Consider the following 12,270-nt stretch of genomic DNA (forward strand, 5'->3'; position numbering starts at 1 on the left):
AAAAAGTCAGAAATTTCTTAAAAATTCCTGACTTTATGATAGTTAATAATATTTTTCAATACGCTTTTACCTTTTTGATTTATTTCAACCTGAAGCTTTTTAATACAATTCTTTTTCACTTTCAATTTACCAGCTATCTGAAGAGCCACCACCATCAAATCCTCCGCCATCCCAATCATCAGAAGACCAAGATGAACTAGAACTATCAGTATCATATCTAGATGTGGAAGAATCTAATCTACCATAAGAACTTGACTGTATCCTTTGTGAAGCATAGTAGCTTTTTTTGAGCTCGGAAGTCCAAGAAGCATTCTTCACAAAATCTTTATCGTTTGGATAGAGTTTTCCCTTCCCATTATAAGAGTATTGAGAGCGGTTCAGCCTATCTAGTTGCTTTCTTTCAACTTCTGCGTAGTATGCTTCTATCAGTAATGTAGTCCAAGTATCATTAGGTAGAAAACCTTTTGAGTCTGGATATAGTTTGTTATATCCTGTGTAGTTATACTGAGACCTAATTAAACGCTTATTTTTTTTATAGTCCGATTTACGTTCTTCAGTCCACGTATCGTTAGGTACAAAGTTAGAAAAATCTGGATACAGCTTCCCCTTTCCCTCATACTCATACTTAGAAAAGCGACATCTTTTTAAGTAATCGAAGCAAGTTGCTAAAAGTGCATAAACCAAGATAAATAACGGAATGTAGTTAAAGCATATCCTAAGGATTGCAATAATTATTGCTGTGTATTTTAAGCTTTTTGGAAGCTGAGTATTCTTATTCTCTTTCTTGTTTATGATTTCAGCTTTTCCAGATTCGGCTTTAGAGATCCCTACTAGAATTCTGTTAAGAGCATCAGTATATTTCCCTTCTTTCATGTAAGGCTTCGAATCATTTAGTAAAGAACTGGCCTTCGAGTCAGTAAGCCAAATTGCTGCTTCGTTGGATGTTTCAATACGAAACTTCCTATCCTTTATAGCAATAGCGATTAAAATTCCACTGTTGGAATCTTGTTTCCCAATTTTCCATTTGCGTGCAACCTCATTGGCTACCTCTTCGATACTGGAACCGTCCAGGGTATCTACAATATAAATCCCTACTTGGGTTTCACTTCCAGCATTCATACTCTCTAACGTTTCTGCAACACTAGTGGTCAAATAACCATTAGGATCGTAAATACCATTTAAAGGCCGATCTGGAACAGCGATATTAGCCGCCACTAGTGGCATGAAAAAGAATAAAGGGATAATTAAGAGTAAAATTAACTTTTTCATAGGAGATCCCCCACAAGACTAATCAGTTAAATTGATTTTAGGGACAATTCTGCATCTTTCTCTGCTCCAATTAACCCAGCTCTATAGTTAGAAACTTTCAAATTTGTTTTACATTTTTTTATTAGCAAAGACAATCATTCTCTCAGTCATTATTAAACAGACCAGGCTAATAATTCTAGCTTATACAGTAGTTACCGATAATAAAAATACGATTGAGAAAATAACGATAAATCATAAACAAAATAAATTTTTTATTTTAGCAATTCTGAAATTGGTTCAAAAACGATTTTTTCAATATCAGATAGATAAATAGAAAGTTGTTGCTGTTTGGCAAAGAAAGCTGACAAGAGAGCGTTGCCCTGAATCAACTTGCCAAAAGATTCCATTTTTTCTTGGAAAGAAGCGTCTGGCATTTGACCAGTTTGGGCCATGACTTGGATTTCATGCTGAAAAGCAATATAATCCGCAAAAATCTTGCTAGCTTCTGCATCGGCTTGGATAGCCTCTCTAGCTTCTTTAACCGCCTTGTATTCTGGCAATTCGCGTAGTCCGCGACTAAGTTCGTTTGCACTATCATAAATATTTGACATAATTGTCCTCCTTATTTAATAACGACTGTGTAATTTGTATTTTCTGTAATTACTTGCTCAGCACGTTTTAAATCCTGAGCATTCTTAAAGGAAATTTGCAGAATCCCGTGAATATCTTCACGGTTTTCCTCGTTAATATGGATATTGACCAAGGAAGTTCCTCGTAGCAATTCCAAGATGCGCAAGATAACATCTTCCTCATCGGGAACGTCTACATAGAGGTCAAATGAGCTATCTACACCACCACGTTTATGGATTTCCATAGCCTGCCGTTGCTCACGCGCTTGATTGAAAAAGTTCCAGATTTGGTTTTCATCACCCTTACTAATAGCTTGTCCAACCTCGTCTAAACGTCGCTTAAAATCTTCGATACGTTCAATGATGGTCTCTCGATTAGATAAGAGGATAGAAGTCCACATACCTGGCTCACTTTCGGCAATCCGAGTCATATCTCGAAATCCACCGGCCGCAAAGCGTCGCGCCATTGCGTGCTCTTCAGCATAACTTGCAGTTTGTTCCATGAGACCAGACGCTAAGATATGCGGAAAATGGCTAATCTGAGAAGTCACTCGGTCATGCTCTTCAGCATCGATTTCAATGAAACGAGCGTGCAGACCTGACAGCAAGTCCCTCATTTCTTCAAGCGTATCCTGGGTTGTTAAGCTCGAAGGCGTGAAGATATAGTAGGCATTTTCAAAAAGATTAACATCTGCAGAGGCCGCTCCTGTCTTATGACTACCTGCCATAGGATGAGCTCCAACAAAGCGAACAGGCTTATCTGCAAAACAGTTCTCAGCTGTAGCCACGATTGCTGACTTGGTCGATCCAGCATCAGAAATAATGACACCTTCTTTTAGTTCCAAAGTTGCCAATTCTTGTAAAAAAGCAATGGTTTGCTTGATTGGCAAGGTAAGAATGATGACATCTGCAAGTGGAGCAAAACTGGCAAAATCATCCGTCGCACGATCAATCATTCCTCGCTCCAAGGCAATATCTCTAGATGCCTGACTGCGATTGTATCCTAAAATTTCATAATCAGGATGATCCCGCTTGATTCCCAGTGCCATGGAAGCACCAATCAAACCTAGTCCTGCAATATAGATGGTTTTTGCCATAAGAACTCCTTAATAATTCTTTGTATACTCCCGATGTTTTGCAACAGTCTCTTTTAATTCTTCCAGATTATCAGAGGAGAATTTCTCAAGGATTTCCTGAGCCAAAACTGTTGCTACGACTGCTTCCATAACGACACCTGCTGCTGGAAGAGCAGTTGGATCACTTCTCTCCACCGTTGCCTTATAAGGTTCATGGGTTTCAATATCAACGCTCATCAATGGTTTATAGAGAGTTGGAATTGGTTTCATAACCCCACGAACAATAATCGGTTGACCATTGGTCATACCACCTTCGAAACCTCCAAGATTATTGGTACGACGAGTATAGCCATCTTCTTGTGACCAGAGGATTTCATCCATGACTTGGCTACCCTTGAGATAACCTGCTTTAAAGCCTAGTCCAAACTCCACACCCTTAAAGGCATTGATGGAGACAACCGCTTGAGCTAATCTTGCATCTAGTTTGCGATCCCATTGGACATAGGACCCCAGACCAACTGGAATGCCACCGACAACTGTTTCGACAACACCACCGATGGTATCTCCATCACGTTTAATCTGATCAATATAGTCCTTGATTTCCTGCTCACGTTCTTGGTTGACGATAGAAACTTCTGACTGGGCAGCTAGTTTTTTAATCTCTGCGACTGTTAAGTTTTCTGGAACATCGATTTCCTTACCACCAAAGACAACAACATGGTTGGCAATTTCAATATCAAGCTCAGCCAATAAACGCTTGGCCACAGCCCCGACTGCTACTCGCATAGTCGTTTCACGAGCAGATGAACGTTCTAGGGAATTTCGCAAATCATCAAAGCGGTATTTGATGCCCCCAACCAAGTCTGCGTGACCTGGACGAGGATGTGTGATTTTTCGTTTACTTTTAAGTTTATCTTCAATATCCTCGGCAGACATGATATCTAGCCATTTTTGGTGGTCTTTGTTAATGACATCCATGGTAATGGGAGCCCCTGTCGTCTTCCCGTGGCGAACGCCAGAAGTAAAGACAACCTGATCACTCTCAATCTTCATGCGACCACCACGGCCGTAGCCACCTTGGCGACGTTTGAGATCCTCATTGATATCCTCGGCAGTCAAAGAAAGGCCTGCTGGGATTCCTTCAATAATTGCTGTCAGACGAGGACCGTGTGATTCTCCTGCTGTTAAATATCTCATACATTCTCCTTATTTTACTAGGTAATCTTTCATTTCTTCGAGAGAAACTGGGTGAATGGTGGCTGAACCAAGTTCTGGCACCAAAACTAATTTCATGGTATTCCCACGCGCTTTTTTATCGTGAGTCAAAGCCTGATACAGCTTATCAACATCCCAGTTTTCATAATCCACAGGAAGTCCAAATTTCTGACACATTTCTCGGATAGACTGAGTGATTCCAGCTGGCATAAGTCCTTTTTGTTCGGCTACCTTAGAAACCTGAACCATTCCCATCGCTACTGCCTCACCATGCATAACGCGTCCATAACCAGCAGTTGCTTCAATAGCATGACCGATTGTATGACCAAAATTGAGATACAGACGAATACCATTGTCCAATTCATCCTCAACTACCATCTTGCGCTTAACCTGGCAAGAATGCTCAATCAAACTTTCTGAATGCTCCAAAATACTCTCTACAGAACCATCCATTTCAGATAATAAGTCCCAGAGTTCTGGATCTTCAATTAAGCCGTACTTGATGACTTCACCCATTCCTTCAATCAATTCTCTCTTCCCTAAGGTTTCAAGAACCGTTGGGTCAATCAAAACACCATCTGGCTGGGCAAAAGTTCCTACCATATTCTTAGCAAAAGGAGTATTCACTCCTGTCTTACCACCGATTGAAGAGTCCACCTGAGCAGTCAAACTGGTCGGAATTTGAACAAAGTGAATACCGCGCATATAGGTTGAGGCTACAAAACCAGCCAAATCACCAACGACACCACCACCTAGAGCTACGATGCCGTCACTGCGAGTCAAGTCTTGCTTAACTAGAAATTCATAAGCCTTTTGAACTGTGGTTAGATTTTTTCGCTCTTCACCCTCTAGAAAGTCAAAAACTGCCACTTGAAAACCAGCATCCTCTAGGCTCAATTTAACTTTTTCTGCATAGAGAGAGGCCACATGGTTATCGGTAATGATAACGACTTTTTGCGGTTGCCAAAATTCCCGCAACCATTTTCCTGCTTGAGACAGGCATCCTTTTTCAATCTGAATATCATAAGGATGGTGGGGAAGGTCTATTCTGATTTTCATAGCAGTTCTCCTTTTTTCATTTTTGATACTTTTGTTTTAGTAATTCCCAGATTTGATCGGTTGGCATTTCCTTACCTGTCCATAACTGAAAAGCTTCCGCAGCTTGGTAAAGCAACATGCCTAGGCCATTAACAGCGTGATTGCCCTGGTTTCTTGCCCACTTTAAAAATGGTGTCTCAAAGGGTTGATAAATCACATCAGCTACTAAAAGTTTCTCCAGTAAAAGGACACTTACTGGGATTGGCAGAGATACTCCATCCATGCCAACACTAGTAGCATTTACCAGTAAATCCGAATCAGTTATCCTTGCTTGCAGTTCAGAAACATCTTCTAAAGCAAATAAATCTGCTTTAAACCCTGTTTCATTTTGTAATTTTTCTAAGTAAGGTCTTGTTTTTTCTATTGAAGCCGAACGAACAAAGACAGAAACCTGACTGACTCCATCCAAGATTGCCTGTACCAAAATTGCCTTAGCTGCACCGCCTGCTCCTAACAAGACCATTCTTTTCCCAGATATTTTAAAAGAAGGCAAGCTCTTAAAGAATCCCTTGCCATCTGTGTTATATCCGATTAAAGTTCCTTCTCGATTCACCACTGTATTGACAGCACCAATCAACCGAGCTTCTTCACTCAACTGGTCCAGATAAGAAATCACCTGCTCCTTGTAAGGCATGGAAAGATTGATCCCATACATCTGATAGCGACGAATGTTGGCAACTGTTTCTGCCAAGTCAGTCGCTTCTACTTCCCAAGCTACATAGACACCGTTAGTATGAGTTGCTTCAAAAGCTTGATTGTGAATGAAGGGAGAAATGGAATGTTTGATAGGATTGGCGACTACAGCTGCTAAACGTGTGTAGCCATCAATCTTCATTTAGTATCTCCCGAATTTTTTTCATGCTAGAAAGTGAAATCTGTCCTGGAGCACTGGCTTCATCCAGACTTGCAAAAGACCAGCTAGAACCCGTCACATCTGAAGTGATACGAGAAACCTTACCCACTTTCCCCATAGAAATCGTCACATATTCTTGTTCTGGGTTCAATGTTTTAAAGCCACGTGTAAAGTTCATAAGATCCAATACATCTTGTTCTGTTTGAGCCATAACCGATACTTTAACCACTTTCGGAGTTAGACTGGTTAGCTCGGATAAGATTTCCATCATATTCTCTGGAGTTTCTTGAAAGTTATGATAACTCAAGACTAGATTTGGAAAATCAAGCATCTCTTCAAAAACATCCTTGTGAGAAAAATACTCAAAATCAATATATTCTGGTTGATAGAGTTGAGCTACATCTTTGATAATTTGTACATACTCTGCCGAATCCAAATCTATCTCTCCTCCCTCAGCACGAGTTCGTAGGGTAAAGAGGAGTTCGCGACCTGCAAATTTTTCAAAAATAGCTGGGGCTACCTGTAAAATAGCCTCTTTTGGTAGGAAATCGGCACGCCACTCAATGATATCTGCATCGATATACCGCATGGCATCGATTCCTTGTACCTCTTCTATACTCTTTGGCATTACTGAAACGACTAATTTCATTTAGTTACCTTCATGCTAATCACCTTGAGGTAATTACTACTTTCATCTTTTTCATTGTAGACAAAGTCTGCTGGAAGTCCATACTTTTGAAGAACCTGATATTTTCTTCCTGCGAATCCTTTGTCGATTTGTTCTATAAATTTTTGACGGGAAACATTGGCAGCATTGGTGCTAGCAATGATCATACCTCCCGGATTTAAAATCTCTAAACTCTGGGAAATCAACTTGTGATAGTCCTTAGCTACAGAGAAAGTTTGCTTTTTATTACGGGCAAAGCTAGGTGGATCAAGAACGATCACATCATAAGACAAGCCCTTGCGTTTAGCGTATTTAAAGTATTCAAAGACATCCATGACGATGAAACGATGACTGTCGAGACTGAGTCCATTAGCATGAAAATGAGCTTCTGACAGTTCTCTTGAACGTTTGGCCAGGTCTACAGAGGTTGTTTCACTAGCTCCTCCCATGGCTGCAGCAACTGAGAAAGCTGCTGTATAGGAAAACATGTTGAGTAAGGATTTCCCCATAGCTAAACCATCAACCAAGCTACCACGCACTTCATGTTGGTCCAAAAAGATTCCTGTCATAAGACCGTCGTTCATAAAGACTTGATAGAGGACACCATTCTCAAGAACTGTAAAATTTTCTGGTGCTTCTTGACCATAGATATGGGCAGACTCATAGTCTAGACCTTTAAAACGAATCTTTTCATAGGCACCTAAGACTTCAGGGAAAACCTGAGCAAAAGCTGCTAAGATCTGTTGGCGAAGTCCATAGATATAGGAGTTATACCAAGAAAAAACAACATAATCTCCATAAAGATCCAAAGTCATTCCACCAAAACCATCGCCTTCTTGATTAAACAAACGAAAGGCAGTTGTCAACTCATCTTGATAGTAAGCAGAACGTTTTTGTTTGGCTTTTTCAAACAAACTTTCAAAGAATTTTTGGTTAAAAGAAAGCTTCTGGTTCGTTACAAACCAACCAATCCCCTTATTTTGACGAGATAAATAGGCCTTGCCCAAAAACTGCTTGTTTTGACTCAATAACTCAACTTCTTGATCAGTTTCAGATAGATCAGGAAAATCAATTTCCTCCAAAACTACCTGACCCTTATTTAGTTTTTTTTCAACACGTCTACTGACGAATACTTTATTCATAAACACTATTATAACAAATTTTATGACAATTCACAAAATAGAAACTATTGATTCATCCATCATCTTGCCCTATCTGAGAGAATTTTTCCTCCCATTAGTCCTACTATTTTTATTTTATATATTTCAACACTTCTAGTTGAAAAATAGACATAAAATTTAAAGAGTTTAATTTAAGCGCAAACGTTTGCGTAGAAGCTAACTTTATGCTACAATAATTCTCATCACTGTAAGCAAGAGGATAAACTATGAAAAATCAAACCCTAATGCAATATTTTGAATGGTATCTACCCCACGATGGAAAACACTGGATGCGCCTAGCTGACGACGCTGAACACCTAGCTAACTTAGGCATTAGTCACATTTGGATGCCACCTGCTTTTAAAGCAACAAATGAAAAAGATGTTGGTTATGGCGTCTATGACTTGTTTGACCTTGGAGAATTTAATCAGAAGGGTACTGTACGTACTAAATATGGCTTTAAAGAAGACTATCTTCATGCCATCCAAACTTTAAAATCTCATGGGATTCAACCAATGGCTGATATCGTCTTAAATCATAAGGCAGCCGCTGACCATTTAGAATCTTTTCAAGTTATCGAAGTGGATCCAGAAGATCGAACTGTGGAACTAGGAGAACCTTTTACCATCAATGGCTGGACTGGTTTTACTTTTGATGGACGACAAAATACCTACAATGACTTCCACTGGCACTGGTACCACTTTACTGGAACTGACTACGATGCCAAACGCCGTAAATCTGGAATCTATCTGATACAGGGAGACAACAAAGGTTGGGCTCATGAGGAATTAGTCGACAATGAGAATGGCAATTACGACTATCTCATGTATGCTGATCTAGATTTCAAACATCCTGAAGTGATAAAAAATATCTACGACTGGGCAGATTGGTTTATGGAAACAACTGGTGTAGCTGGTTTCCGTTTGGATGCAGTTAAACACATTGACTCTTTCTTTATGCGCAATTTCATTCGCGATATCAAAGAAAAATATGGCCAAGATTTCTATGTCTTTGGAGAATTCTGGAATCCAGACAAGGAAGCAAATCTGGACTACCTTGAAAAGATTGAAGAGCGTTTTGATCTTGTCGATGTTCGCCTTCACCAAAATCTCTTTGAAGCAAGCAAGGCTGGAGAAGACTATGATTTAACAACCATCTTTGAGGATAGTCTAGTACAACTCAATCCAGACCGAGCTGTAACCTTTGTCGATAACCATGATACTCAACGTGGCCAAGCTCTTGAATCCACTGTTGAAGAATGGTTTAAACCAGCAGCCTACGCCCTCATTCTTTTGCGAGAGCAGGGACTCCCATGCGTCTTTTACGGAGACTACTATGGCATTTCTGGTCAATATGCTCAGCAAGATTTCAAAGATGTTCTTGACCGTTTGCTAGCTATTCGAAAAGAGTTGGCTTACGGAGAGCAAACGGACTACTTTGATGACCCTAATTGTATCGGTTGGGTCCGTTCAGGAGCTGAATATCAATCACCACTTGCCATCGTGATTTCTAATGCCCAAGCAAACTCTAAAACCATGTTCGTCGGTCAAGAATGGGCTGACCAAACCTTTGTTGATTTACTAGCAAATCATCCTGACCAAGTAACGATTAATGCTGAAGGTTATGGAGATTTCCCAGTTACAGAACGCTCTCTTAGTGTATGGGGACTGGCTAACTAATCAATTAATACTCTTAGAAAATCTCTTCAAACCACGTCAGCTTCCATCTACAACCTCAAAGCAGTGCTTTGAGCAACCTGCGGCTCGCTTCCTAGTTTGCTCTTTGATTTTCATTGAGTATAAAACACACAAAAAATGCCCACAAGCTAGATTTTCTTTCTAGCCTGTAGGCATTTTTTCTATTATCAATACTTAAAACTAGTCTTTCCAAAGATCCATAGCATTTTGAAAATCTGCAGAAACTTGAACATTTTGAGGATTAGTCGCTTCTCTCTCCTGACGCTTAGCCTCTACCTGGACTACACTCTTAATGCCTTCATGACGCCAGTTTCGTAAGATAGCCTGGATGTACTTCCAATTTGGTTTTCCATTCAAAACGGCCTCACGTAGGGCCTCTTTGATCAGGTCCGCACTGGTCCCGTCTTCTTTCAAACTCTTTTCCAAATCTTCGATTTCAAAAGGACTTAAGAGACGACCTAGCTCTTGTTGGAAGGTTTCCACCAAGTCTTTCAAATCATTTTTAGCAGGTATCGCTTGGCTAGGTTCTTGTTTTTCAAAAAGTTGGTCTAAGCGCTCTAAAGCTAAAGTCGCATCAAAAATCACTTCTATCTCACCATTGAGTTCAATGGTTCGGTATTGAAGTAAGCCTTTTTCTGTCAAGCGCGAAATAGCTTGATTGACTTCAAAGACTTGCTTTCCAATTTTCTCTGCGATTTGACTTGGAGACAATTCCCCTAAAGCTGTTGTATTTTGTAGGTAAAAGAATTGCCAAACTAAGAAATCATCACTTGATGAAAACAGTTGATTATAGTTTAAGAGCAGAGCACTTGGTAACACCAAGTTCCCTGATTTGAAAGCATCTAAATATGTCATAATTCCTCTTATAAATATCCAAAATGAGAAACATCTTCTTCTGCACTCTTCCACTCAAAAGGCGTTTCTTGGTAAACTGCATAATTTACCCAGTTACTGAAAAAGAGAGCTGCTGAGGAACTCCAACGCATACAGGGAAGTTCATGGACGTCATCATTTTTGAAATAATTTTCTGGTATATGGGGATCTAAACCAGCATCTAGATCTCTAAAATATTCCTTGGCTAACGTATCACGATCATACTCCAAATGCCCAAAGCTATAAACTTCTCTTAAATCTCGGCTTGCAAGGATAGAGATTCCCACCTCTTTTCCAGATGCTAAAATCTCTAGATTGGTTTTATTTACAATGTCTTCTTTGAGAATTTCTGTGTGACGAGAATGAGGAGACACATACAAGTCATCAAAACCTCTCAGCAAAAGATGACCTTCTTTTAAAACATCCTGAGGATAAATTCCCGAAAGCTTTTGAGCCATCTGGTGTTTATCTACGCCGTAACGATAGTAGAGGCCAGCCTGTGCTCCCCAGCAAATATGCAGGGTTGAAAAGACATGTGTCTTTGACCAATCGATGACCTGAGTAAATTCTTCCCAATAGTCCACTTCTTCAAAAGGAAGATGCTCAACCGGCGCTCCTGTGATGATCAAGCCATCAAAATACTGGTCTTGAACTTCCGAGAAGGTCTTATAAAAAGTCTCCATATGTTCAGAACGAGTTGTTTTCGACTGATGACTTTCCATATATAAGAAATCAATATCTAACTGCAAGGGAGTATTAGCTAAATGTCGTAAAAGCTGAGTCTCTGTAACCATCTTCTGTGGCATCAAGTTTAAAATCAGAATTTTCAGTGGTCGAATATCCTGATGAGCCGCCCGCTGGTCATCCATGACGAAAATATTTTCCGTTCGTAAAATCTCAACTGCTGGTAATTTTTTATCAATTCGAATCGGCATGGAAATCTCCTTACTGTATCAATTCTAGGCTCAAACGAACATACAGTCGTCAAATGAAAAATCAGCTGACGAAAGTCCTTCCCTTTATTATACTGTAAGAAGATATAGTTTTCAATTATAGTTTTTCTCTAACTAGGTATAGCTTATTTTTATATCAAATGAAGAGAAAACAGCCCTAGGGACTGTTTTTCATTAATAATGCATAAGCACCTTGTAGTCATAATCTCCGATAGCTTCACGACCTTTAAGCTCATCAAGCTCAATCAAGAAGGCACAACCAGCTACGATACCACCAAGTTTTTCAATCATTTCGATGGTTGCTTTCACAGTACCACCTGTTGCCAAAAGGTCATCTACGATCAGAACACGTTGACCTGGTTTGATAGCATCTGCGTGCATAGTCAAAGTATCAACACCATATTCTTTTTCGTAGTCAGCTGAAATAACTTCGCGTGGTAGTTTTCCAGGTTTACGCACAGGAGCAAAACCAATTCCCAACTCAAAAGCAACTGGACATCCAACGATAAATCCACGCGCTTCTGGTCCTACGATCATATCAATCTTTTTATCAGTAGCATATTGAACAATTTCACGAACAGCATAGCTGTAGGCATTGCCGTTGGCCATCAAAGGGCTGATATCACGGAATGTAATTCCTTCTTGTGGATAATTTTCAATACTTGCAATGTAATCTTTTAAGTTCATAGCATTTCTTTCTTTTTAAGTTTTTACTCCCTATTATACCATAAATCTTAGAAAAGAGAAATAGAAAGAAACCCTGGAAACTGAGTCCAAGGCTTCTAATCAGATCTGTAACTA

12 protein-coding genes are annotated in these 12,270 nt (G+C 39.8%); 1 reads left to right on the forward strand and 11 read right to left on the reverse strand.

The window, feature by feature from the left end; translation table 11 throughout:
* Window positions 1-126: 126 nt before the first annotated feature.
* The 8 genes from SINDD18_RS06740 to SINDD18_RS06775 form a co-directional block, all read right to left on the reverse strand.
* Window positions 127-1,269 carry a TPM domain-containing protein gene (locus SINDD18_RS06740; protein ID WP_061863566.1) on the reverse strand — a complete coding sequence of 381 codons (1,143 nt, stop codon included), beginning with the start codon at window positions 1,267-1,269 and terminating at the stop codon, window positions 127-129.
* Window positions 1,270-1,520: 251 nt separating this feature from the next.
* Window positions 1,521-1,859 (reverse strand): YlbF/YmcA family competence regulator, encoded by a 339-nt coding sequence (locus SINDD18_RS06745; RefSeq protein ID WP_061863567.1) that lies wholly within the window; start codon window positions 1,857-1,859, stop codon window positions 1,521-1,523.
* An 11-nt stretch (window positions 1,860-1,870) separates the two neighbouring features.
* Entirely contained in the window at window positions 1,871-2,974 is a 1,104-nt protein-coding gene (locus SINDD18_RS06750) for a prephenate dehydrogenase (protein WP_061863568.1), read from the reverse strand.
* A gap of 9 nt (window positions 2,975-2,983) precedes the next feature.
* On the reverse strand, window positions 2,984-4,150 hold the full coding sequence (gene aroC, locus SINDD18_RS06755; RefSeq protein ID WP_061863569.1) for a chorismate synthase: 1,167 nt from the start codon (window positions 4,148-4,150) through the stop codon (window positions 2,984-2,986).
* A 9-nt stretch (window positions 4,151-4,159) separates the two neighbouring features.
* Window positions 4,160-5,227, reverse strand: a complete 1,068-nt coding sequence (aroB, locus tag SINDD18_RS06760; RefSeq protein WP_061863570.1) for a 3-dehydroquinate synthase — start codon at window positions 5,225-5,227, stop codon at window positions 4,160-4,162.
* 16 nt (window positions 5,228-5,243) lie between these two features.
* Window positions 5,244-6,101 carry a shikimate dehydrogenase gene (locus tag SINDD18_RS06765; RefSeq protein ID WP_061863571.1) on the reverse strand — a complete coding sequence of 286 codons (858 nt, stop codon included), beginning with the start codon at window positions 6,099-6,101 and terminating at the stop codon, window positions 5,244-5,246.
* Entirely contained in the window at window positions 6,091-6,768 is a 678-nt protein-coding gene (gene aroD, locus SINDD18_RS06770; protein ID WP_061863572.1) for a type I 3-dehydroquinate dehydratase, read from the reverse strand. The genes SINDD18_RS06765 and aroD overlap by 11 nt, the downstream gene beginning before the upstream one ends.
* Window positions 6,765-7,928, reverse strand: coding sequence for a class I SAM-dependent rRNA methyltransferase (locus SINDD18_RS06775; protein WP_061863573.1), 1,164 nt, complete (start codon window positions 7,926-7,928; stop codon window positions 6,765-6,767). The genes aroD and SINDD18_RS06775 overlap by 4 nt, the downstream gene beginning before the upstream one ends.
* 245 nt (window positions 7,929-8,173) lie before the next feature.
* On the opposite strand from SINDD18_RS06775, the gene SINDD18_RS06780 reads away from it, so the two are divergent.
* Entirely contained in the window at window positions 8,174-9,625 is a 1,452-nt protein-coding gene (locus tag SINDD18_RS06780) for an alpha-amylase (RefSeq protein WP_061863574.1), read from the forward strand.
* 198 nt (window positions 9,626-9,823) lie between these two features.
* Here the strand turns inward: SINDD18_RS06780 and SINDD18_RS06785 are convergent, their stop codons facing one another.
* The 3 genes from SINDD18_RS06785 to SINDD18_RS06795 all read right to left on the reverse strand — a co-directional run bounded on the left by SINDD18_RS06785 (window position 9,824) and on the right by SINDD18_RS06795 (window position 12,156).
* Window positions 9,824-10,498 (reverse strand): DnaD domain-containing protein, encoded by a 675-nt coding sequence (locus tag SINDD18_RS06785; RefSeq protein WP_061863575.1) that lies wholly within the window; start codon window positions 10,496-10,498, stop codon window positions 9,824-9,826.
* 8 nt (window positions 10,499-10,506) lie between these two features.
* The gene (gene metA, locus SINDD18_RS06790) at window positions 10,507-11,451 is read right to left on the reverse strand and encodes a homoserine O-acetyltransferase MetA (RefSeq protein ID WP_061863576.1); all 945 of its coding nucleotides are present in this window, start codon (window positions 11,449-11,451) and stop codon (window positions 10,507-10,509) included.
* Between the two features lie 192 nt (window positions 11,452-11,643).
* Entirely contained in the window at window positions 11,644-12,156 is a 513-nt protein-coding gene (locus SINDD18_RS06795) for an adenine phosphoribosyltransferase (protein ID WP_006145170.1), read from the reverse strand.
* Window positions 12,157-12,270 lie beyond the last annotated feature (114 nt).

Origin of the sequence: Streptococcus infantis, assembly GCF_001579645.1 — a bacterium.
GTDB lineage: Bacteria > Bacillota > Bacilli > Lactobacillales > Streptococcaceae > Streptococcus > Streptococcus infantis_E.

Coding starts and splice junctions, on each gene's coding strand:
- SINDD18_RS06750 (WP_061863568.1), bottom strand. CDS start 2,974: ATGGCAAAAACCATCTATATTGCAGGACTAGGTTTGATTGGTGCTTCC.
- metA (WP_061863576.1), bottom strand. CDS start 11,451: ATGCCGATTCGAATTGATAAAAAATTACCAGCAGTTGAGATTTTACGA.
- SINDD18_RS06775 (WP_061863573.1), bottom strand. CDS start 7,928: ATGAATAAAGTATTCGTCAGTAGACGTGTTGAAAAAAAACTAAATAAG.
- SINDD18_RS06795 (WP_006145170.1), bottom strand. CDS start 12,156: ATGAACTTAAAAGATTACATTGCAAGTATTGAAAATTATCCACAAGAA.
- aroC (WP_061863569.1), bottom strand. CDS start 4,150: ATGAGATATTTAACAGCAGGAGAATCACACGGTCCTCGTCTGACAGCA.
- SINDD18_RS06745 (WP_061863567.1), bottom strand. CDS start 1,859: ATGTCAAATATTTATGATAGTGCAAACGAACTTAGTCGCGGACTACGC.
- aroB (WP_061863570.1), bottom strand. CDS start 5,227: ATGAAAATCAGAATAGACCTTCCCCACCATCCTTATGATATTCAGATT.
- SINDD18_RS06785 (WP_061863575.1), bottom strand. CDS start 10,498: ATGACATATTTAGATGCTTTCAAATCAGGGAACTTGGTGTTACCAAGT.
- SINDD18_RS06740 (WP_061863566.1), bottom strand. CDS start 1,269: ATGAAAAAGTTAATTTTACTCTTAATTATCCCTTTATTCTTTTTCATG.
- SINDD18_RS06780 (WP_061863574.1), top strand. CDS start 8,174: ATGAAAAATCAAACCCTAATGCAATATTTTGAATGGTATCTACCCCAC.
- SINDD18_RS06765 (WP_061863571.1), bottom strand. CDS start 6,101: ATGAAGATTGATGGCTACACACGTTTAGCAGCTGTAGTCGCCAATCCT.
- aroD (WP_061863572.1), bottom strand. CDS start 6,768: ATGAAATTAGTCGTTTCAGTAATGCCAAAGAGTATAGAAGAGGTACAA.